Below are 21346 nucleotides of genomic sequence, written 5' to 3' on the forward strand. Positions count from 1 at the left end.
AGGCCTGCCAATGCAGGCCTTTTTCGTTGCTGGGAAATCTTGACACTGACCTGTCGGCTTCTCTAGGATGCTGCCTATGCGCCGATTTAAACAGCTACTTGCGGGGCGCCAAGTGAGTCGAAAGATCACTGATAGAAGCTATAGTCTGGCTTCGAAATACCGCTAAAGCGCTGGTTCGGTGTTGCCTCTCACCTGCCCGGCAGAAACTTGAGGCAGAGACACAATACGATGAATGCACCACGCCCCCTTGTACGTCTTGCGCCGATCACGGCGAGTCTTTCCCAGCGCAACCCGAAAATCCTTCTTGGCGGCAAACACCAACCTACATTGTTGCGTTATCTCGACGGCTGGCCACGGCGTTCCCCGGGCCCGTCTGCCTTTTTGATTCAGTTTGTCGAAGAGGGCGAGTCATTGGCGCGTTTTGCCAGCGACAGCTTTGATCTGGCGGTCATTCCGGCCCCCAGTGCAGCGGATGCCGCTGAAGTCATCAAGCAACTGACCCGTGTCGCCCGTCAAGGGCTGATCATTCGCCGCTAGTTGCAGAGCGGTTCCGACGGCGCTGTACAGTCTGCTGCTGAACTGCGCCGTATTCAGATCGTGACTCCACCTACACAGGCACTGATTGGGAAGTTCCCAGTTGCAGCTACGGCCGGTTATTAATGAAGCGACAACGGTTTGGTGTTCAAACTACGGCGTTACGTTTTGCCAGGTCGGCCAGCGCCACGAGGTTGGAAATGTTGAAGCGCTTGAGCAAGCGAACCTTGTAGGTACTGACGGTCTTGTGGCTGATCAACAGAGCGTCGGCAATCTGCTGGTTGTTGAGGCCGGTGGCCAGGAGCTTCAGGACCGTGATCTCGCGATCGGTCAGGCGCGAGATCAACACGCTTTCCTGGCTGGCGGCATTGGTGTTCTGCTGCAGGATATTGATGGTGTCTTCCGGAAAGTAGCTGTACCCGGACAGAATGGCTTTAACTGCATTGGCCAGTTCGTGAAGGTTTTCGGTCTTGCACAGAAAACCCGCTGCTCCAGCTTGCAGGCAGCGCAGGGCGAAGTTCTTCGAATCACTGGAAGTCAGGACCAGGGTTTTTACAAGCAGGTCCGCGGACTTGATATGGGCGATGACCGAAAAGCCGTCCAGGTTGGGTATACCCAGGTCGAGGATCAACAGGTCCGGCATGTGCTTTCGCACCAGTTGCACTGCGTCCGCACCGTTGTCGGCTTCGGCGACGATGGTGTGATGGTGGGGTTCCAGCACCGACCTGATGGCCAGTCGAATCAGAGGGTGGTCATCGACGATAATGATGTTGCCCATTTAGTGCGTTCCCTTTGTTTTTAGAGGTGTTGGTCAGTGTTGGCGGGTGCTTTGGATAAGTAGGTTTCACGTTGTACTGTGCGCTGGGTGCAAACACTGATGCTTGAAGTGTGTCTTGTGACGTAAGCCCCAGCTGTTTGGCCCTATGATTGGCTGACCTCTCTGAAATCTAAATCGGACAAATCTGATAGTGCTGCCGGGCTGGTTGAGGGGGGCGCAACAGCCTCCCACGACAGGCCGAGTGCATTGGTTCATTCAAAAACAGAACAGCATGTACAAGGCTGGAAGGTGACAAGCCAATTGAGTACCAAGCTCATCACACAGGATGGTTACGACGCTCTGAAGCAGGAGTTGGATTATCTGTGGCGGGAGAAACGCCCGGATATCACCCAGAAGGTCACTTGGGCCGCTTCACTGGGTGACCGCAGTGAGAACGCGGACTATCAGTACAACAAAAAACTCTTGCGGGAGATTGATCGCCGGGTGCGTTACATACGCAAGCGGCTGGAAGACATGAAGGTGGTTTCCTACGCGCCAGAGCAAGAGGGGCGGGTGTTCTTTGGTGCCTGGGTGGAGGTGGAAAACGAGGCTGAGGAGATCAAGCGCTTTCGTATCGTCGGATACGACGAGATTTATCTGCGCAAGGACTACATTTCCATCGACTCGCCAATGGCCAGGGCGCTGTTGAAGAAGGAAGTGGGTGATGAGGCCATCGTCCATACCCCGGCAGGCGAGACCTGCTGGTGGATCAATCAGATCGACTATGTGAAGTAGGCTCGCCAGCCTGTACTGGCGAGCTGTTGCTCTTCATCCTTCGCGCAGGACGCTCAATGGGCTGGCGTTCAACGCCCGGCGGGTACCAAAAACGCCGGCCCCGCCCACCAGCAGGGCACCGATCAGCGGCAGCAGCAACAGCCAGGGATGTGGGTGCCAGGGCAGGTCGAAGGCGAACCGGTAAAGCACCAGGCTGACCAATTCGCTACCCAGGGCCGCCAGCAGGCCGCTGACTGCACCTAGAAGACCGAATTCGATCCGCCGTGCCTTGACCAGCAACCGCCTCTCGGCACCGAGGGCGCGTAACAGCGCGCCTTGGCGAATGCGCTCGTCCAATGTGGCCTGCAGGCCGGAAAACAGCACTGCCATTCCCGCCGCCAGGACAAACAGCAATACATACTCCACCGCCAGAGTGACCTGGGCCAGGATGCTACGCAGTTGCTCCAGCAAGGCCTCCACTTGAAGAATGGTCACCGCTGGAAAGGCCCTGGATAGCTCGATGACCTGCTGGTCGTGTCCCGGACTTAGATAAAAGCTGGTCAGATAGGTGGCAGGCAGGTCTTTCAGGGTGCCTGGCTGGAAGATCATGAAGAAGTTCGGTTGGAAGTTGTCCCAGTTGATGCTGCGCAGGCTGGTAACCCGGGCTTCCCGATTAACGCCCGCGACGGTGAAGGTCAGTTGGTCTCCCAGTTTCAGTTTCAGGCTTTGTGCAACCTTGGCCTCTACCGATACGCCGGGCACATCACCGGCGGGCTGCGCTGACCACCAGTCGCCTTCGGTGATGCGGTTGCCGGCCGGCAGGTCGGCGGCCCAGGTCAGGCTCAGGTCGCGCTGTACCGCACGGTCGCCACTGGAGTCCTTACTGACAATCTCCCTTACAGGCTCACCGTTGATGCTCACCAGGCGTCCTGGAACTACCGGATACAGCGGCGCTGAAGGGGCAGAAAGTTGTACCAGGCGTTCGCTAAAAGCCTGTTTTTCGGCGGGAAGGATATTCAGTGCAAAGTAATTGGGGGCATTCTTCGGCAACTGGTTCTGCCAGGTATCCAGCAGTTCGCCCCGCAGCAGGGCGATCAGTGCCATGGACAGCAGAATCAGTCCAAAGGCCAGGGACTGTCCGGCCGCCGCCAAGGGATGCCGCAGCAACTGGCCAAGCCCCAGTCGCCAGGGCAGGGAAGAACGGGCCAGCAGGCGCCGCAGGCTTTGCAGCACCAAAAGCAGTAACCCGCCCAGTACCAGCGCCGCTATCAGGCCGCCGCCGAGCAGGGCAAAGGTCAGGATCAGATCCAGGCTCAGGCGCCACATGATCAGGCCCAGGGCAAAAAGTGCGGTGCCGTAGATCATCCAGGTACTGGAAGGAATGGGCAGCAGGTCACGGCGTAACACTCGAAGTGGCGGGACCCGCCCCAAGGCGGCCAGAGGGGGTAGGGCAAACCCTGCCAGGGCTACCAGCCCGGTGCCGATGCCGGCGATGGCCGGGAACAGGCCTCCTGGAGGCACATCGCTGGGCAGCAGGTCATGCAGCAGATAGAACAGGCCAAGTTGGGCCAACCACCCCAGCAGTGCGCCGCAGAGGCTGGCCAGGAGCCCCAGAAGTCCCAATTGCACGCTGAACAGCAGCATGGTTTCCCGCCGCGATAGGCCGAGGCAGCGTAGCAATGCGCTGGCATCGAAGCGCCGGGCTGCGAAACGATTGGCCGATAGGGCGACGGCGACCCCGGATAGCAACACGGCCACCAGACTAGCCATGTTCAGGTAACGCTCAGCCTTGCCCAAGGCCCCCCCAATCTGCTGGTTGCCATCGCGGGCATCCTGTAGTCGCTGGTTGGCCGCCAGGCCCGGCTTGATCAGTTGGCGATAGCTCTCAAGAGCCGGCGCCGGGCCGCGCCAGAGCTCCTTGTAGCTGACCCGGCTGCCCGGCTGAACGACGCCAGTGGCTTGCAGGTCATCCAGGCTGATCAGCACTCTAGGCGTCAGGCTATAGAAGTTGCCGGCTCGGTCGGGCTCATAGGTCAGGACCCGCGCCAGGCGCAGGGGCTGCGTACCGACGTCGATGCTGTCGCCGATCTTCAGATTCAGCGCGGTCAGCAGGCGTGATTCGACCCAGGCTTCGCCGGCCTTTGGACCTCCTCCGGGCTCTTCAACGCCGTAGGGCGCTGGCGCACTCTTGAGCTGGCCGCGTAGTGGGTAGGCACTGTCCACTGCCTTGATACTCGACAGTTGAATACCATTGTCGGTGGCGATAACGCTGGAGAATTCGACGATGCGCGCATGATCGAGTCCCAGTGCCCGCCCGCTGTCGGTCTGTTCCGGGCGTGCCGGCGAGCTGCCCTCCAGAAGCAGGTCAGCCCCGAGGAATTCAGTAGCCCGCAGCAGCATGGCTCCGTTCAGGCGGGCACCGAAATAACCAATGGCGGTGCTTGCCGCCACAGCCACCAGCATGGCAAAGAACAGCACCCTTAACTCCCCGGCGCGGGCATCGCGCAACAGCTGACGCAGGGCGAGGCTGAACAGGCGCAACAGCGGCAGACGTGCCATCAAGGCTCCAGAGGGGCGACCAGCAAGCCCGCTTCAAGACGGATCAGGCGCCGGCAACGATGGGCCAGGCGTTCATCATGGGTCACCAGCACCAGGGTCGTGCCGCTCTCCTTGTTGAGCTCGAACAGCAGGTCGCTGATGCGTTCACCGGTGTGGCTGTCGAGGTTGCCGGTAGGTTCGTCGGCAAACAGCACGTCGGGTTCGGCGGCAAAGGCCCGGGCGATGGCCACTCGTTGTTGCTCACCGCCGGAAAGCTGGCGGGGCGAGTGGCTCAGGCGCTGGCCGAGGCCGACCCGTCGCAGCAGCTCGGTGGCGCGCTCACGGGCGTCGCGGCGGCCATCCAGCTCCAGAGGGAGCATGACGTTTTCCAGGGCGTTGAGGCTGTCGAGCAACTGGAAGGATTGAAACACGAACCCAACGTGCTCGGCCCTGACCCGTGCCCGCTGATCTTCATCCAGGCGACTCAAGGCTTGGCCGGCGAGGGTGACCTCACCACTACTGGGCAGGTCGAGTCCCGCCAGCAAACCGAGCAGTGTGGATTTTCCAGACCCTGAGGCGCCGACTATGGCCAGACTGTCGCCCTGGTTCAGCTCCAGACTGAGTTCATGAAGGATGGTCAGTTCACCTTCCGCGCTGGGAACCACTTTGCTAAGGTTCCGCGCAGTGAGAATGCTTGCGCCCATGGAGAATCCGATGCGTGTATGGTTTTTGAGTGCCGGCCTGGCCTTGATGTGCATGGCCCAGAACGCAGCGGCGGGTACGGTCCTGATCGTGGGCGATAGTATCAGTGCGGCTTTCGGCCTGGATACCCGCGAAGGGTGGGTGGCTCTGTTGGATAAGCGGCTCAAGGACCAGGGTTTCACCGACAAAGTGGTCAACGCCTCGGTCAGTGGCGACACCAGTGCCGGTGGCCTGGCGCGGCTGCCGGCGCTGCTTGCAGAGCATAAGCCTGAGGTGGTGATCCTCGAGTTGGGCGGCAACGATGGCCTGCGCGGTCAGCCGCCTCAGCAATTGCAACAAAATCTTGCGTCGATGATCGACAGTGCCCAGGCCGGTGGAGCCAAGGTGCTGCTGTTGGGCATGCAATTGCCGCCCAACTATGGTGTGCGCTACACACAGGCGTTCGCCCAGGTTTATAGCCAGTTGGCCAGTGACAAGAAGGTGGCGCTGGTGCCGTTTTTTCTTGATGGGGTCGGTGGTCATCCCGAGCTGATGCAGGCAGACGGTCTGCACCCTGCAGCAGCGGCTCAGGACAAGTTGCTGGAAAATGTCTGGCCGACGCTAAAACCGCTGCTTTGACGCTTTTCTAGCGGCAGTGTTTCGGCTAATGTGGCGCCCCCGATTTGGAGCCCTCGATGCCGCGTCCCGCCTGGTCCCTGTTTGCCTATCAACTGATCGAGCCTGATGAACAGCTTGACCTGTTCGCCTGCCAGGAAGTTCGAGTGCATCTGGTGACGCGTCAGCTGGAGTTGGGCGGTTCCGCCGACCGGACGTTGTGCGGCACTTTGTTGCCCGCGCAGCCGCGCTGGTCGAGTGTGGATCGGACGATTTTCCAGGATCAGCGACTCTGCCCTTTGTGTCGGGCAATCCTGGAGTCGCAAAAGCGTGGCACCCCGCCGATCTGGCCTGAGTTGCGCTTCGAGCTGTAGGCGGTCGATAGCGGACCGTTTCGACAGGGATTTCATGTGTCTGTGCTTGTGTCTCCCGCTTGGCTCCCGCAGCCAGAGGGCGGGGTGTACAATCGCGTTTCTATCACTCGTTGTTCATGCGAAGGATTATCCGGATGTTGCCGCGCCTCCCCGCCGTCACCCGCTGCCTGACACTTGCCGCATTGTGTGTGGTCGGTCCCGTTGCAGCATTGGAATTGCCTCTACCACCGCCCGGTGACGACATCGTCGGCCAGGTGCAGGTGATCAAGGCCAAGTACGAAGACACCTTCGCCGACCTGGGTACTGCTTATGACCTGGGGTATCTGGAGATGGTGGCGGCCAACCCGGGAGTCGACCCCTGGTTGCCCGGTGCGGGCACCGAGGTCATCCTGCCCACCCGTTTCATCCTGCCCCCCGGGCCCCGTGAGGGCATTGTGATCAACCTGGCGGAGTATCGTCTTTACTACTTCCCCAAGGGGCGGAATGTGGTTTACACCTTCCCGTTGGGCATTGGACGTGAGGGCTGGGGCTCGCCGATCGCGCATACCAGCATTACTGCGAAAACCCCGAATCCAACCTGGACTCCGCCGGCGTCAATCCGAGCCGAACATGCTGCGGACGGTGATCCGCTGCCGAGCGTCGTGCCGGCAGGGCCGGACAACCCGCTCGGGCCGTTCAAGTTCACCCTGGGTACGCCCGGTTACCTGATCCACGGTTCGAACAAGAAGTTCGGCATCGGCATGCGCACCAGCCATGGCTGTTTCCGCATGCTCAACAACAACGTGCTGGAAATGGCCGGCATGGTTCCGGTAGGAACTTCCGTGCGTATCATCAACGATCCGTACAAGTTCGGTATCAGCGATGGCAAAGTCTATCTGGAGGCGCATACACCTTTGGATGACAAGGGTAATCCTTCAGTGGTCGACAAGCACACTGCGGTGATCAATGCCTTGCTCAAGCGCGAAGATCTGGCCAACAACCTGCGCATGAACTGGGATGTGGTCAGGGATGTAGTGGCGGCCGAAGATGGCTTGCCAGTGGAGATCGCAATACCGACCACGGCGCCTGCAACATCGTTGTCCAGCGCTCCGTTCGATCTGCAGCAGTAAGGGATAGAACAACAACCCGTTGATACCTGCCGGTATCGACGGGTTTTTTATTGCCTGTGGAAAATCCCAGGCAATAAAAAAGCCGATCCAAAAAATGGATCGGCTTGATAACAATCCCGAGGGACTATTACTTGCGGCTAGCTTTTTCCAGCATACGCAGAGCGCGCTCGTTAGCTTCGTCAGCAGTCTGTTGTGCTTTTTGAGCAGCAGCCAGAGCTTCATCAGCTTTACGATAGGCTTCGTCTGCACGAGCCTGAGCACGAGCTGCTGCGTCTTCAGTAGCAGTCAGACGAGCTTCGGTTTCTTTGGATACGCTGCTGCAACCGGTAGCCAGAACTGCGGCCAGAGCCAGAGCAGAGAATTTCAGAACGTTGTTCATCGTGTTCCCCTTCAAGGACTTTCTATTAGTAGCTATCACCTCAGAGTGAGGAAATAGCCGGCGTACATACTACCCATTACTTGTAGTAAGTAAACTGACGTAGCGCAAGAAGCAAAAAAAATTCTAGGCGGTGATTCTTTTTCGAGCAACTTTTGAAGCGGTTGTATAAAAAATATTCAGCGGCAAGGCTCTGTCAGAGGGGGCTGGTTGTTTGCCAGCATTGGTCTTGGACTTTTCCATGCGCTGTTTCGGAGTCTAGGCTAAAGTCGGTCTATATTGTGTCGATGGCACTTTTCTTCAGAATCTGCCTAGCCTTGACCTATCTTTGCCCATCTTGCCGGTGACTTTAAGAGGCGGCGCTCGTCTTAAGTTTCAGCATCCGGCGATGTATAGCCTCAACGCATTTTTGCACTGGGCCTGACGGTGGTTTCTGCAAGGCTTGCTGAGGGCATTTTGCGCTGATCTGTGACGAGTATGGCTTGAGCATTTATGCCAAGGGCGCCTACTATTTTGTAACGTGCTCGTGATGTAAGAGCGATGCCTTCTTCGCGGCGTCCGACAGGCACGAGGTGGCGTAAGTTGTTCCTTCGCCGGAAAAACATCGGTAAGGTAGGGGTCAGCATTCCAGACCCGCAAGGAGTAGTGATGAGCGAGGCGTTGTCCATCCACCATGACCAGGCTGGTCATCAGTTCGAGACCAATGTGGACGGTCATCGTGCCTACCTGACCTATATGGACCTGGGTAAGCAAACCCTGGATATCTACCGCACCTTCGTGCCCAACGCATTGCGTGGGCGCGGCATTGCCGCGGCACTGACTGAGCAGGCGCTGGAGTATGCCGAGCGTATGGGCTACACAGTGATTCCATCCTGCTCTTATGTAGAACGCTACATGGAACGCCATCAGCGTCACGCCGCAAAGCTCTGATCGGGGCGACCATGAAAAACGCCGGGCTTGGCCCGGCGTTTTTGTATCTGGCGAAAAGGATCAGCTGCGATCGCGTTTTGGCAGTACGTCCTTGAGCTTGGCGTGCATGCTGCGCAGGGTTTTCTCGGTGCTTTCCCAGTCGATGCAGGCGTCGGTAATCGATACGCCGTACTGCAGGTCCGACAGGTCCTTGGGAATCGCCTGGCAACCCCAGTTCAGATGACTTTCCACCATCAGGCCGATGATCGACTGGTTGCCTTCCAATATCTGGTTGGCGACGTTCTCCATGACCAGAGGTTGCAGCGCCGGATCCTTGTTGGAGTTGGCATGGCTGCAGTCGATCATGATGTTCGGCTTGATCTTGGCCTTGCTCAGGGCTTGCTCGCAGACAGCGACACTCACCGAGTCATAGTTCGGCTTGCCATTGCCACCACGCAGCACCACGTGGCCGTAGGCATTGCCTTTGGTGGTGACGATCGATACGCCGCCTTGTGGGTTGATCCCCAGGAAACGATGCGGGCTGGATACCGATTGCAGCGCGTTGATCGCCACGGTGAGGCCACCGTCGGTGCCATTCTTGAAGCCCACGGCCGACGACAGGCCGGAAGCCATTTCCCGGTGGGTCTGGGATTCGGTGGTGCGGGCACCGATGGCCGACCAACTGATCAGGTCTTGCAGATATTGCGGGGAGATCGGGTCAAGGGCTTCAGTGGCGGTAGGAAGGCCCATTTCAGCCAGGTCCAGCAACAGTTGCCGCCCGATATGCAAACCGTCCTGAATCTTGAACGAGTCATCCAGGTAAGGGTCGTTGATCAGGCCTTTCCAGCCGACAGTAGTACGGGGTTTCTCGAAGTACACCCGCATTACCAGATAGAGAGTGTCGGAGACTTCCGCTGCTAAGGCCTTGAGACGTTCGGCGTACTCGTGTGCTGCCTTGATGTCGTGGATTGAGCAGGGCCCAATGACGATGAACAGACGGTGATCAGTGCCGTCGAGGATGTTGCGAATCACTTCGCGACCCTTGGTCACGGTGCGCAAGGCGGTGTCGCTCAGCGGGATGTCTCGTTTGAGTTGATCAGGGGTGATCAGGGTCTCGTTGGAGGCGACGTTAAGGTCGTTGATCGGTAAATCAGCCATCGTGTTACTCGTCAGGTCACGGGTGCCGGCCGCCAGCGATCCCCGCGCGGCGGAGCACAGCGGATTTGGGCGCGTCGGGGAGCGGAACCTTAGCGCGTTACCCGGTGACTCTACAATGGGCTGGCGGCGGTTTTATTGGGCTAAGGCTGTACAAAAGCCTGGTGCACGCGGTCCTCGGAATAGTCCTCTGCGTGCTGCTCGACCCAATTCAGAGCCAGGGCCTCGATGCATTGTTGTTCGCTCTGAGGTTCATGCAGGCGGCAGTATCGGGCGATCTGGCACACCTGTTCGCCCATGCGGGCGCCGAACAGCGTTTGTTCATCGACGAAAGCGATGCCCACCAGGTAGCCGCGCTTGCGCTTCAGGCACCAGGCGACATAGCCGTTGTAGCGCGCATTTTCCCCCAGCGTCGGCATATACACTTCAAGTGCGGTGCCGTGGCGCCAGGCACGGTGGTAATTGCACGCCATGCCACCGAGGCTGATAGTGTGCAAACGCTGACGGGAAATGCAGGCGTATTTACGCAGGGTCAGCTCAACCGGAACATCATCAGGATGAGGCAAAAAACGTCCCATGACCGCAGACTCCGAGTGTCGTCCAATTGACATTGTTTCCCCCAGTATAGTGGTCGAATTGGAACTGACAGACTTCGATATCGACCAGCAATTGCTGGGCCTGGACGGCGTTTCCCTGGTGCTTTTCACCAGCGTCGGCTGCTCCAGTTGCCGTTGGGCGCGGGCGCAACTGCCGGGGCTGGGCTTGCCGGTCGATCGGTTGTGCTGGGTCGATGCCGCTGACAGCGGAGGCGCGGTGGAGCGCTATCAGGTGTTTCACCTGCCGGCCCTGTTCGTGGTGAGCGACGGTGAGTTTTATGGGGCGTTGCAGTCGCGGCTGACGTACAAGGAGCTCTCTGAGGGCCTGCGTCAGGCGCTTAATCGAATACCAGAGGAGTTGCCTTGATGGATGCAGGTCGTAAACCGCGTGTGGGCATTATCGGGACCGGAGCGATCGGAGGTTTTTACGGGGTGATGCTGGCACGCGCCGGTTTCGACGTGCACTTTCTATTACGCAGCGAGTTCTCGACGGTGGTGGAGCAGGGGCTGCAGGTCAACAGCGCTCAGCACGGGGCGTTGAGCCTGAAACCGGTTCAGGCGTACGCCAGCGCTGAGGAGATGCCGCCTTGTGATTGGCTGCTGGTGGGGGCCAAGACCACCAGCAATGTCCAGTTGGCGCCGGCGATCATTCAAGCGGCGGCGCCTGATGCCAAGGTTCTGTTACTGCAGAACGGCCTGGACGTTGAAGATGGCCTGCGCGCCGTGCTTCCTGAGTCGCTGCATCTATTGGGTGGCTTGTGCTTTATCTGTGTTCATCGGGCGGGTCCCGGCCAGATTGAGCACCAGGCTCTCGGTGCGGTCAATTTGGGCTACCACAGTGGTCCGGCAAGCGCTGATCCGGCGTTGAGCCAGACTATTGTCGAAGAAGGGGCGGCGTTGTTTCGTGCAGCCGGGCTTGATTCCCAGGCCATGGGCAACCTGCATCAGGCGCGTTGGCAGAAGCTGGTGTGGAATGTGCCTTACAACGGTCTGTCGGTGCTGCTCAAGGCCAGTACTACGCCGCTGATGGCCGATCCGGACAGTCGCGAGTTGATTCAGGACCTCATGCAGGAAGTGCTGCAGGGGGCTGCGGCTTGTGGCCATGTCATTCCAGATGCCTACGCTCAGCAACTGTTCAAGTCCACCGAGCACATGCCCGATTACTGGCCGAGCATGTACCATGATTTCCTGCACCAGCGCCCTCTGGAGTTGGCAGCCATTTATGCCGCACCTTTGGCGGCAGCCAGGGCCGCTGGCTGTGAGCTGCCGAAAATCCAGGCGTTGTACCAGGCCTTGAGTTTCATCGATCGGCATCACGCTTGAGCGGATTACCTGAAGGGGACGGAATATGGCAAAGGGCCTGGATGGCAAGCTGGTGGTGGCGATTTCGTCACGGGCGCTATTCGATCTGAGCGACAGTCATAAGGTCTATCTGGCCCAGGGTGTCGAGGCTTACAGGCAGTACCAGATCGAACACGAGGAGGAGATCCTCGAGCCGGGCGATGCCTTCCCCCTGGTGAAGAAGCTGCTCAGTTTCAATGCCAGTCTGGGGCGTGCGCGGGTCGAGGTGGTGCTGGTTTCACGCAACAGTGCCGACACCGGTCTACGGGTGTTCAACTCGATCCAGCATTACGGTCTGGGTATTTCTCGTGCGGCGTTCGTCGGCGGTCGCAGTCCCTATCCTTATCTGGCGGCCTTTGGCAGCGATCTGTTTCTCTCTACCCATGCCGACGACGTACGCAGTGCTCTGGAGGCTGGGTTTGCTGCCGCGACCATCCTCTCCGGCGGTGCTCGGCGTGCCGCCAATGGCGAGTTGCGCATCGCCTTCGACGGTGACGCTGTGCTGTTTTCCGATGATTCGGAGCGGGTCTATCAAGCCGGTGGCCTGGAGGCCTTTCAGGCCAGTGAGCAGCAATCGGCCCGGGAACCATTGCCGGGCGGCCCGTTCAAGGGATTTCTAGCGGCACTCAATCTGCTTCAGGGCGAGTTTCCCAACGATGCCTGCCCGATTCGCACAGCCTTGGTCACTGCGCGTTCGGCGCCGGCCCATGAGCGGGTGATCCGCACTTTGCGCGAGTGGGACATTCGTCTGGACGAGTCCTTGTTCCTGGGCGGCCTGGAGAAAGCCGCCTTTCTTGAAGCCTTTGCCGCCGATGTTTTTTTCGACGACCAGGCGGGGCACTGCGAGTTGGCCCGCGAAGTGGTTGCCACCGGTCACGTGCCCCACGGCATCAGCAACGAAGCCAGGGATTGAGCCCTAAAATCCCCGGTTTTGCGTCGAACCTCCCACAGTTCCAGGCACTGCTAAGCTGAATCAATCTCCGCCATCTTGGCAGTTGAGGAGGTCATATGATTCGTTCGATGCTGTATGCCACCGACCTCGGTCTGTATGCGCCCTTTGTCATGCAGCATGCCCTGGAGCTGGCTCGAACGTTCAATGCCGACTTACATGTAGTGCACGCAGTGGAACCCATGGGGCTATTTGCCGAATCGGTGTTGCAGAGCTATCTGGATGAGCAGTCCTTGAACGAGTTTCACCGCCAGGGCTTGAGCACGGTAATGGCCAATATCGAGCAGCGGGTGCTGGACAGTTTTCGCGAGGAGTTGGGGGAGGGCATGCAGGACCTGACCTTGATCCAGTCGGTGCGAGTGCTTCAAGGGGACCCATCCCAGGTGATTCTGGATCAGGCGGCGAAACTCTCGGTGGATTTGCTGATCGTAGGAAGTCACAGCCACGGGGGCGGTGCGCAAACCCCTTTGGGGCGTACGGCAGCACGGGTTTTGCAACTGGCCAAAGTGCCGGTTTATCTGGTGCCTCTGGTGCAGCGTCGGCGTCAGGGGGATGTCTGAGGGCGGAATGGAAAATTCTGAATAAAAGTTCTAGATTTATTCTCCTGACCATTAATATAGTTATATACCGTCGCTGATACCCGTGGCGTCTACCTGCTTTGAGGGATTCATATGAAGCTTCAACAATTGCGCTACATCTGGGAAGTGGCGCACCACGACCTCAACGTCTCCGCTACCGCCCAAAGCCTTTACACCTCACAACCGGGTATCAGCAAGCAGATCCGTCTGCTCGAAGACGAGCTTGGGGTTGAGGTCTTCGCTCGCAGCGGCAAGCATCTGACCCGCGTGACCCCGGCCGGTGAGCGGATCATCACCACCGCCGGCGAGATCCTGCGCAAGGTCGAAAGCATCAAGCAGATCGCCCAGGAGTTCTCCAACGAGAAGAAGGGCACCCTGTCCATCGCTACCACCCACACCCAGGCACGTTACGCCCTGCCGCCAGTGATCAGCAGCTTCATCAAGCAATACCCCGATGTGGCGCTGCACATGCACCAGGGCTCGCCGATGCAGATCGCTGAAATGGCCGCTGACGGCACCGTGGATTTTGCCATCGCCACCGAGGCTCTGGAGCTGTTCGGTGATCTGGTGATGATGCCGTGCTATCGCTGGAACCGTTGCGTGGTCGTGCCTCAGGGCCACCCACTGACCAAGCTGCCGAAGCTGACCCTGGAAACCCTGGCCGAATACCCCATCGTTACCTACGTGTTTGGTTTCACCGGCCGCTCCAAGCTCGATGAAGCCTTCAGCCATCGTGGCCTGACGCCAAAAGTGGTGTTCACCGCCGCTGACGCCGACGTGATCAAGACCTATGTGCGCCTGGGGCTGGGGGTGGGTATCGTCGCCAAGATGGCGGTCGATACCAAGCTCGACAATGACCTGGTGGTACTGGACGCCAGCGAGCTGTTCGAGTCGAGCATCACCAAGATCGGTTTCCGTCGCGGTACATTCCTGCGCGGCTTCATGTGCGACTTCATCGAGAAGTTTGCCCCGCACCTGACGCGCGAAGTCATGGCCAAGGCGATTCAATGCCATAACAAGCAGGAACTGGAAGAACTGTTCGACGGCGTCGAACTGCCGGTTCACTGATTTCAGCTAGCGGACCTCGGTGACAGTGAACTGTTGCCGAGCGCCCGCCACCACGATCTCCACCTCGTCGCCCTCGAACTTGCCCATCAGGCTCTTGCCCAGCGGTGACCGCGGGGTGATGACGGTCACCAGCTGACCCACCACATAGACTTTCAGGCCAGCCCCATCGGGGCCGAGAAACAGCCATTGTTCGTGGCCGTTTTCATCCTCTAGTCCCAGCAACGCACCGACCTGAATCCCGGCCTGTGGGTCGTAGGATCGCAGAGTCAGGTTCTGCCAGAGATTCAGTGCCTGACGGATTTCCTCGACCCGCCGAGCCTGGCCGGCCGCCAGGTAGGAGGCTTCCAGTCCCAGGGTGTCGTACTTGTTCTCGGCGATATTCTCTTCGTGAGTGGCGGTTTCGTAGGCGGTTTGCGCAGCGCGCACCGCGACCTCCAGATCCTCTCGGAGCTGTTGCAGAATCAATTGGCAGACAGACTGTTTATTCATGATCAATTACAGAACTGCAGGACGTTGGCCCGGCTCTTTTCGCTGGGGGCAGTCTGGTCCTGTTGCAACCAGAACTGGCATTTGGGATTGGACAGGTTGCGCGGGTTGCTACGAGCGTTATCCAGGGATTGCAACTCTTCGTTCTTGCGCAGGTTTTCCTGATACTGCTCGAACAGCCGATTGGGCGGCTCCGGCGCAACCACCGGCGGCTTCGCCAATTGCTGCACGGCTTGCGCTACAGGGGCCAGTTGCTGGCTGAAGAGAAAGTGCGAGGCCAGCCAGCAGGTCAGGGCAATCGCCAGAAAACCCAGCCACAGGCCCAGGGCAATGCTGCCGCTGAGCGCCAGGGCATTGAAGCTGATGCGCAAGGAGCGACGAGCGGGCGGGCGATAGGACATGGTTGCCTCCTGGCGGGCGATAGTGGGCGAGGGCTGATTGTCGCATGAAGATTAATCGAGGTTGGCTCTTCTGCGCAGGAGCATTTATGCGGACAATCGGCGCCTTTGCCAATCGGGGACTGGAATGAAAGCCTCCTGGGATATTTTTTGCAGCGTGGTCGACAACTACGGCGACATCGGCGTGACCTGGCGCCTGGCCCGACAGTTGGTGGCCGAGCATCAATGCACGGTGCGTTTGTGGGTCGATGATCTGCGGGCCTTTGAAAAGATCTGTCCAGAGATCGACTCCCAGCGACACAGCCAAATTCAGGATGGGGTCGAGGTACGACACTGGCCGGCCCAGTGGCAACCTGAAGCTGCAGCCGATGTGGTGATCGCCGCGTTTGCCTGTCAGTTGCCCCATGCCTATATGGAGGCGATGGCCGAGCGCCAGCGTGCGCCCTTGTGGCTGAACCTGGATTACCTGAGCGCCGAGGACTGGGTCAGTGGCTGCCACGGCCTGCCGTCAGTGAAGTTTCGTGGCGTACAGAAGTACTTCTTCTTTCCCGGGTTCCAGGCCGGCACGGGTGGTTTGCTGCGCGAAGCCGGATTGCTGGAGCGGCGTCGGGCTTTCCAGCGGGATCGTCAGGCCAAGCTGGATTTTCTCCAGGGGCTGGGGGTGACCCCTGCAACTGATTGTCGCTTGATATCGCTGTTCGCCTATGAAAATGCCGGGCTTGGCAGCTGGCTCGACGCCTTGGCACTCGATACGCAACAGACCCATTTGCTGGTGCCCGAAGGGCGCATCCTGGGAGATGTACAGCGCTGGCTGGGAGACGTGTCGTTGAGTGTGGGCAGCCTGCAGATCCGGCAGTCCCTGACGGTCCAGGTCCTGCCTTTTGTTCGCCAGGAAGATTACGACCGTCTGCTGTGGTGCTGCGATTTCAACGCGGTGCGTGGAGAGGACTCCTTTGTTCGGGCGCAATGGGCCGGGCGGCCGATGCTTTGGCATATCTACCGTCAGGACGAAGACATCCATCTGGACAAGCTCGAGGCCTTTCTCGCCTTGTACACTCGGACGCTTTCACCTGACGCCCAGGCGGCGGTGCGGGCCCTGTGGCAAGCCTGGAATACCGAGGCGGCGATGGCCCAAGCCTGGAAAAACCTGCTGCAACACTGGCCCGAAGTCGCCGCGCACGCCGAACAATGGTGTCTGGAACAAGGCTTGCAAGCCGATCTTGCTGCGGCGCTGGTGCAGTTTTACCTAAATTGGATATGATACGCGGCCTAGATTTTTGTAAATCCCATCCAAATTCGGATATTCGCAATGAAAACTGGTAAAGAACTCAAACCCGGTACCGTGATCCGTATCGACAACGATCCTTGGCTGGTTCAGAAAGCTGAATTCACCAAGTCCGGTCGTAACAGCGCGATCATGAAGACCAAACTGAAGAACCTGCTGACCGGTTATAAGACCGAAACCGTTTACGGTGCGGACGACAAACTGGACGACGTGATCCTGGATCGCAAAGAAGCGACCCTGTCGTTCATCAGCGGTGACACCTACACGTTCATGGACACCACTGACTACACCATGTACGAGCTGAACGCCGAAGACATCGAAGCGGTTCTGCCGTTCATCGAAGAAGGCATGACCGACGTTTGCGAAGCTGTGTTCTTCGAAGACCGTCTGGTTTCCGTTGACCTGCCGACCACCATCGTGCGCCAGGTTGACTACACCGAAGGTTCCGCTCGCGGCGACACTTCGGGCAAGGTGATGAAGCCTGCCAAACTGAAAAACGGTACCGAGCTGAGCGTTGCGGACTTCATCGAAATCGGCGACATGATCGAGATCGATACCCGCGAAGGCGGTTCCTACAAGGGCCGTGCCAAGGTTTAATCCTGGCCCGACCTTGTACATGAAAAAGCCCGACCTTGAGTCGGGCTTTTTTATGCCTGGCGTTTACCGTTTCAGACGTTCACGTGCAGGCGTACATCAACATTGCCACGGGTGGCGTTGGAGTAGGGGCAGACCTGATGTGCGGCATCCACCAGGCTTTGCGCCTCTTCCTGAGCCAGGCCCGGAAGGCTGACATGCAGATCGATATCCAAGCCAAAGCCACCAGGGATCTGACCGATGCCAACATGGGCGGTGATCGAGGCGTTGTCCGGGATCTTGCGCTTGCTCTGGCTGGCAACGAACTTCAGAGCGCCGATAAAACAGGCCGAATAGCCGGCGGCGAACAACTGTTCCGGGTTGGTCGCCTGCCCACCGGCCCCGCCGAGTTCCTTGGGGGTGGCCAGTTTGACGTCGAGGATGTTGTCGCTGGAAACAGCGCGGCCATCACGGCCACCGGTGGCGGTTGCAACTGCGGTGTAGAGAGTCTGCATGGTGAAAGCCTCGTGCTGGGTTATTTTTGCGCTAATTGTTTGCGCGCTAAGTAAGTGCGAAATAAATGTATCGCTCAAATATTTAGTGCGCAAGATAAATTTTACGCAGCCCTTTGCCTAAGGCTCTGGCTCCGGCTCAACTCATTGATTTTAAAAAATATATTTTTGCTAAAAACCAGCCGCAACTGTAGGAGCTGGCTTGCCAGCGAAGCCTCAAAGACTGTTCTGCAAATGCCCCCTCAGCACTTGCAAATCTTCCTGCAGCTGCCGCAACTGCTCCACCGTCCGACCGCTGGCGCCGAGGATGCACTGGGGAATTTCCCGAGCCTGACCCTGCAGTGCACGACCCCGCTCGGTCAGCTCGACAATCACCACTCGCTCATCTTCCCGGCTGCGGGTGCGGCTCAGCAGGCCCTCGGCTTCCAGGCGCTTGAGTAAGGGCGTCAGCGAGCCGGGGTCGGTCAGCAGGCGCTGGCTGATTTCGCCGACGGTCAGCCCATCGCGCTCCCAGAGCACCAGCATTGCCAGGTACTGCGGGTAGGTCAGCCCCAGTTGCTGCAGCAATGGTTTGTAGACCTTGGTCAGCAGCAGCGATGTGGAGTGCAGGGCGAAACACACTTGGTTGTCCAACAGCAACTGTTCGCAGGTATCCGGGGTAGAGCGATCGGTGGTCATGTCGGGGGCCTTGGTCGTTAATGGTCCTGAATCTAGCGGGCGAGTCTTTAATGCGCCAGATAATTTTCGTCGATGTCAGCCCATTGCACTCTGCAGTGCCAGGTCCCATGGCGGAACCGGACTGAAGCGACTTTTCAGGTACTCCAACAGCAGGCGGCTACGGGCATTGGGATGCTGCTCCATGCGTAAGGCATAGATGCCGGCGGTTTCCGGCTTGGGCAGACCGTTATCACAGAACAACGGCACCAGCTCTCCGCGCAACAGGTATTCACTCACCAGCCAGGTGGGCAAGTGAGCAATACCCAGCCCAGCCAAGGCTCCCGAAAGCAGGGCTTCGGCATTGTTGGCGCTGAGGCGGATGCGTTGCGGGCGATGACTTTGCACCTGTCCGTCCCACTCAAAGCGCCAGGCGAACAACGGTGCCAGGCCATCCCAGTCGAGGCCGTCGTGCTGGTTGAGTTCAGCGGGGTGAGTCGGGGTGCCACGGCTCTTCAGGTAGGACGGACTGGCGCAGGCAATGCGTACGATGCTGGCCAGGGAGGTGGCCACCATCCGGGTATCCACCCGTTGCCCGGCCCGCAGGACCAGGTCCACTTTGCCCAGGTGCGAGCCCTGCATGTCGACGAAGCTGTCGATCAGGTGCAGTTGTACATCCAGGCCGGGATAGCGCACCAGGAAGTCGGCGATCGCCGGTGCCAGATGACGGCGGCCGAAGGCGGCCGGGGCATCGATGCGGATCAGGCCTTCCGGCGCATGGCTCAGAGACACCGCCTCGGCCCGGGCCAGTTGCAGTTCAGCGACGATGCGCCGGGCCCGTTCGGCGAAGGCCAGGCCGGCGGCGGTGGCAACCACTGCATGGGTGGTGCGCATGAACAGTGTGGTGCCCACGGCACTTTCCAGGCTGTCGATACGCCGGGCCACGGCGGAGGGGGTCAGTGGATGACGGCGAGCCGCGGCGGAAAAGCTGCCGGCTTCCAGCACATCGAGAAACAGCCCCAGTTGGTCGGTGAGGGTATTGGGATTCATGGTCAGAGCGCTTATGCGGAAACGGCACAGCCATTGTGCGTTGCTGTGCGTTTCCGTGCCAGGGCCGACTGCGTAGCATGCAGATCTCAGGTGAGGAGAGCGGCTTTGATCGAGTTAGTGATGTATCTGCTGTTGGGCGCGGCTCTGGGCACTGTGGGCGGTTTGTTCGGTATCGGTGGCGGCTTGATCGCGATTCCCGTGCTGGGGGTGTTGTTCGGCCTGGATCAGCAGATTGCCCAGGGCACGGCACTGGTGATGGTGGTGCCCAATGTGATGCTGGCGCTGTGGCGTTACCACCAGCGCAACCGGATTGAATTGCGCCATGCCTTGCCCCTGGCAGTGATGGGCTTTTGTTTCGCCTGGCTCGGTTCGATCTGGGCGGTGGGCATCGATGCCCAGAAGATGCGTATTGGCTTTGTCGCCTTTCTCCTGGTGCTGTCGGCCTACAACCTGTTGCGGATGTTCATGGCCGACACACCGGCCGGTGCCCGGATGCGCTACTCCTGGCCGTGGCTGGGCGTTCTCGGTGCAGCGTCCGGCGCCATGGGCGGGTTGTTCGGGGTCGGTGGCGCGGTTGTGGCCACACCGATACTGACCAGCGTCTTTGGCACCACCCAGGTGGTGGCACAAGGGCTGTCCCTGGCTCTGGCGTTGCCGAGCACCGGCGTGACCCTGGTGACCTACGGCTTCCATCATCAAGTTGACTGGATGATCGGTCTGCCATTGGCAGCAGGCGGCCTGTTGAGCATCAGCTGGGGAGTGAAGGTGGCTCATGCGTTGCCCGAGCGTCTGCTGCGGGCGCTGTTCTGCGGTTTCCTGGTGGTGTGCGCGGTGATGCTGGCCTTTAAAGTTTGAAGCCTTCGACAATGTGCTCCGCCAGGCACTCGGTGATGGGGGAGGGAGTATTGAGGTTGCGCAGCAGCATGATGCTCGCCTCGGGCAATTGGGGCAGCCCCTCGGCCTCACCGAGAATGCGCATGTCCGGGGTGATCAGGCTTTCCAGTTGTGCGGTGATCGCCAGCCCTGCACTGACCACGGCCATCAGCGCCGCCAGGCTCGAGCTGTTGTAGGCAATCCGGTAGTCGAGTCCGGCGGCGTCCAGGGCGTTGCAGGCCCAGAGTCTGCAAAAACAGTCGCTGTTGAACATCGCCAGGGGCAATGGCGATTGCTCGTGGGGATTGAAGCACTGGGCAACGGCCCAGACAAAACGCTCCTTGCGCAATAGCTGGCCGATCTCGCTGCCCGGCTCGCGGGTGACGATGGACAGGTCCAGATCCTGGCGTTGCAGCAACTGTTTGCTCGATTCGCAATGCACCTCGATCTGGATCAGCGGGTAGCTTTGGGCAAAGCGCGACAGGATTCCCGGCAGAAAACGCATCACATAATCATCCGGAGTGCCGATGCGAACCAGGCCCACCATGTGCGGTTCGCGCAGGGTATTGAACACTTCGCTGTGCAGTTTCAGGATGCGCCGGGCATAGCCCAGCAGCACCTGACCCTCGGCGGTGAGCTTGACCTGGCGCCCGTCACGTTGGAACAGCTGGCGTTGCAGCACATCCTCTTCCAGACGTTTCATCTGCATGCTCACCGCGGATTGAGTGCGATTGACCCGTTCACCGGCCCGGGTAAAACCGCCCTCATCGGCGATGGCGACAAAGGTGCGCAGAACTTCGGTGTCGATGCTGGGGAACTGGGACATTCCATCAAATCCTGAGATGAATGGCATAAGAAACATTCGTTGGATTGATCTTAATCCCGAGCAGACACTGACGTCATCCCCACTGGAGGGCAAGATGATGAAAGGTCAAAAGGGTTATTTGCTGGTCCACAAACTGTCATTTCAGGCGCTTTCGCCCAGTGCGTTATGGCACAAGGCCGTACGCTGGTACGAGATCGGGCACGAGCGCCGGATGCTGGCGAGGCTGAGCGATGAAGCGTTGAAGGATATGGGGCTGACTCGGGCCGATGTCGAGCACGAGAGGGTCCGTCCGTTCTGGGACGACCCCATGCATAAATAATCGCAAGAGCGCTACA

General features: G+C 59.2%; 27 protein-coding genes. 15 read left to right on the forward strand and 12 right to left on the reverse strand.

The features are described from left to right. Positions 1–228: 228 nt before the first annotated feature. Positions 229–537 carry a class I SAM-dependent methyltransferase gene (locus FW796_RS09300; RefSeq protein WP_346632177.1) on the forward strand — a complete coding sequence of 103 codons (309 nt, stop codon included), beginning with the start codon at positions 229–231 and terminating at the stop codon, positions 535–537. 145 nt (positions 538–682) lie between these two features. On the opposite strand, the gene FW796_RS09305 is transcribed toward FW796_RS09300, so the two are convergent. Further along, the gene (locus FW796_RS09305) at positions 683–1312 is read right to left on the reverse strand and encodes a response regulator transcription factor (RefSeq protein ID WP_317069484.1); all 630 of its coding nucleotides are present in this window, start codon (positions 1310–1312) and stop codon (positions 683–685) included. Positions 1313–1612: 300 nt separating this feature from the next. Here FW796_RS09305 and greB point away from each other — a divergent pair, with 300 nt between their 5' ends. Then, positions 1613–2086, forward strand: coding sequence for a transcription elongation factor GreB (greB, locus tag FW796_RS09310; RefSeq protein ID WP_346632176.1), 474 nt, complete (start codon positions 1613–1615; stop codon positions 2084–2086). 33 nt (positions 2087–2119) lie between these two features. On the opposite strand, the gene FW796_RS09315 is transcribed toward greB, so the two are convergent. Together FW796_RS09315 and FW796_RS09320 are read right to left on the reverse strand one after the other, a co-directional pair. Beyond that, entirely contained in the window at positions 2120–4624 is a 2505-nt protein-coding gene (locus FW796_RS09315; RefSeq protein ID WP_404937444.1) for an ABC transporter permease, read from the reverse strand. After that, positions 4624–5307, reverse strand: a complete 684-nt coding sequence (locus FW796_RS09320) for an ABC transporter ATP-binding protein (RefSeq protein WP_102860886.1) — start codon at positions 5305–5307, stop codon at positions 4624–4626. Before FW796_RS09320 ends, FW796_RS09315 begins: the two co-directional genes overlap by 1 nt. A gap of 10 nt (positions 5308–5317) precedes the next feature. Here FW796_RS09320 and FW796_RS09325 point away from each other — a divergent pair, with 10 nt between their 5' ends. The 3 genes from FW796_RS09325 (at position 5318) to FW796_RS09335 (ending at position 7382) form a co-directional block, all read left to right on the forward strand. Then, complete coding sequence (locus tag FW796_RS09325) at positions 5318–5923, forward strand: arylesterase (protein WP_346632174.1); 606 nt, start codon at positions 5318–5320, stop codon at positions 5921–5923. 56 nt (positions 5924–5979) lie between these two features. Next, complete coding sequence (locus FW796_RS09330) at positions 5980–6273, forward strand: hypothetical protein (RefSeq protein WP_007931378.1); 294 nt, start codon at positions 5980–5982, stop codon at positions 6271–6273. A gap of 134 nt (positions 6274–6407) precedes the next feature. Continuing rightward, a complete protein-coding gene (locus FW796_RS09335; RefSeq protein ID WP_404937443.1) occupies positions 6408–7382 on the forward strand; it encodes a L,D-transpeptidase family protein in 975 nt (324 codons plus the stop codon). A 127-nt stretch (positions 7383–7509) separates the two neighbouring features. On the opposite strand, the gene oprI is transcribed toward FW796_RS09335, so the two are convergent. Next, a complete protein-coding gene (gene oprI / locus FW796_RS09340; protein ID WP_003448337.1) occupies positions 7510–7761 on the reverse strand; it encodes an outer membrane lipoprotei OprI in 252 nt (83 codons plus the stop codon). Positions 7762–8406: 645 nt separating this feature from the next. Here oprI and FW796_RS09345 point away from each other — a divergent pair. Further along, on the forward strand, positions 8407–8688 hold the full coding sequence (locus tag FW796_RS09345) for a GNAT family N-acetyltransferase (RefSeq protein WP_011062548.1): 282 nt from the start codon (positions 8407–8409) through the stop codon (positions 8686–8688). 60 nt (positions 8689–8748) lie between these two features. Here FW796_RS09345 and FW796_RS09350 read toward each other — a convergent pair whose 3' ends face one another. Together FW796_RS09350 and FW796_RS09355 are read right to left on the reverse strand one after the other, a co-directional pair. Continuing rightward, positions 8749–9825 (reverse strand): 3-deoxy-7-phosphoheptulonate synthase, encoded by a 1077-nt coding sequence (locus FW796_RS09350; RefSeq protein WP_016967428.1) that lies wholly within the window; start codon positions 9823–9825, stop codon positions 8749–8751. Between the two features lie 140 nt (positions 9826–9965). Next, positions 9966–10400, reverse strand: a complete 435-nt coding sequence (locus FW796_RS09355) for a PilZ domain-containing protein (protein ID WP_102860889.1) — start codon at positions 10398–10400, stop codon at positions 9966–9968. On the opposite strand from FW796_RS09355, the gene FW796_RS09360 reads away from it, so the two are divergent. The 5 genes from FW796_RS09360 (at position 10399) to cysB (ending at position 14354) form a co-directional block, all read left to right on the forward strand. Then, positions 10399–10785 carry a thioredoxin gene (locus FW796_RS09360; RefSeq protein WP_346632172.1) on the forward strand — a complete coding sequence of 129 codons (387 nt, stop codon included), beginning with the start codon at positions 10399–10401 and terminating at the stop codon, positions 10783–10785. The genes FW796_RS09355 and FW796_RS09360 overlap by 2 nt on opposite strands. Then, positions 10785–11741, forward strand: a complete 957-nt coding sequence (locus tag FW796_RS09365; protein WP_346632171.1) for a putative 2-dehydropantoate 2-reductase — start codon at positions 10785–10787, stop codon at positions 11739–11741. The genes FW796_RS09360 and FW796_RS09365 overlap by 1 nt, the downstream gene beginning before the upstream one ends. A gap of 25 nt (positions 11742–11766) precedes the next feature. Beyond that, entirely contained in the window at positions 11767–12672 is a 906-nt protein-coding gene (locus tag FW796_RS09370; RefSeq protein WP_346632170.1) for a 5'-nucleotidase, read from the forward strand. A 95-nt stretch (positions 12673–12767) separates the two neighbouring features. Continuing rightward, positions 12768–13268: a universal stress protein gene (locus tag FW796_RS09375; RefSeq protein WP_102860893.1), complete on the forward strand. Its 501-nt coding sequence runs from the start codon at positions 12768–12770 to the stop codon at positions 13266–13268. A 111-nt stretch (positions 13269–13379) separates the two neighbouring features. Next, positions 13380–14354, forward strand: coding sequence for an HTH-type transcriptional regulator CysB (cysB, locus tag FW796_RS09380; RefSeq protein ID WP_102860894.1), 975 nt, complete (start codon positions 13380–13382; stop codon positions 14352–14354). 6 nt (positions 14355–14360) lie between these two features. Here cysB and FW796_RS09385 read toward each other — a convergent pair whose 3' ends face one another. Next, positions 14361–14843, reverse strand: a complete 483-nt coding sequence (locus tag FW796_RS09385; RefSeq protein ID WP_404937442.1) for a GreA/GreB family elongation factor — start codon at positions 14841–14843, stop codon at positions 14361–14363. Positions 14844–14845: 2 nt separating this feature from the next. Beyond that, positions 14846–15241 (reverse strand): hypothetical protein, encoded by a 396-nt coding sequence (locus tag FW796_RS09390; protein ID WP_102860896.1) that lies wholly within the window; start codon positions 15239–15241, stop codon positions 14846–14848. Between the two features lie 124 nt (positions 15242–15365). On the opposite strand from FW796_RS09390, the gene earP reads away from it, so the two are divergent. Then, positions 15366–16499, forward strand: coding sequence for an elongation factor P maturation arginine rhamnosyltransferase EarP (gene earP / locus FW796_RS09395; protein WP_404937441.1), 1134 nt, complete (start codon positions 15366–15368; stop codon positions 16497–16499). A gap of 48 nt (positions 16500–16547) precedes the next feature. Further along, positions 16548–17120: an elongation factor P gene (locus FW796_RS09400; RefSeq protein ID WP_007931398.1), complete on the forward strand. Its 573-nt coding sequence runs from the start codon at positions 16548–16550 to the stop codon at positions 17118–17120. Between the two features lie 71 nt (positions 17121–17191). On the opposite strand, the gene FW796_RS09405 is transcribed toward FW796_RS09400, so the two are convergent. From FW796_RS09405 to FW796_RS09415, 3 genes are all read right to left on the reverse strand, one after another. Then, positions 17192–17611, reverse strand: a complete 420-nt coding sequence (locus tag FW796_RS09405) for an organic hydroperoxide resistance protein (RefSeq protein ID WP_102880441.1) — start codon at positions 17609–17611, stop codon at positions 17192–17194. A 213-nt stretch (positions 17612–17824) separates the two neighbouring features. Further along, a complete protein-coding gene (locus tag FW796_RS09410) occupies positions 17825–18286 on the reverse strand; it encodes a MarR family winged helix-turn-helix transcriptional regulator (protein WP_346632167.1) in 462 nt (153 codons plus the stop codon). A gap of 75 nt (positions 18287–18361) precedes the next feature. Beyond that, positions 18362–19312, reverse strand: a complete 951-nt coding sequence (locus FW796_RS09415; protein ID WP_346632166.1) for a LysR family transcriptional regulator — start codon at positions 19310–19312, stop codon at positions 18362–18364. Positions 19313–19417: 105 nt separating this feature from the next. Here FW796_RS09415 and FW796_RS09420 point away from each other — a divergent pair, with 105 nt between their 5' ends. After that, on the forward strand, positions 19418–20167 hold the full coding sequence (locus FW796_RS09420; RefSeq protein WP_346632165.1) for a sulfite exporter TauE/SafE family protein: 750 nt from the start codon (positions 19418–19420) through the stop codon (positions 20165–20167). Here FW796_RS09420 and FW796_RS09425 read toward each other — a convergent pair. Continuing rightward, complete coding sequence (locus FW796_RS09425) at positions 20157–21011, reverse strand: LysR substrate-binding domain-containing protein (RefSeq protein ID WP_346632164.1); 855 nt, start codon at positions 21009–21011, stop codon at positions 20157–20159. The two genes, FW796_RS09420 and FW796_RS09425, sit on opposite strands and share 11 nt — an antisense overlap. A 97-nt stretch (positions 21012–21108) precedes the next feature. Here FW796_RS09425 and FW796_RS09430 point away from each other — a divergent pair, with 97 nt between their 5' ends. Beyond that, entirely contained in the window at positions 21109–21330 is a 222-nt protein-coding gene (locus FW796_RS09430) for a DUF1127 domain-containing protein (protein ID WP_346632557.1), read from the forward strand. Positions 21331–21346 lie beyond the last annotated feature (16 nt).

Source organism: Pseudomonas sp. 910_21, assembly GCF_052850735.1.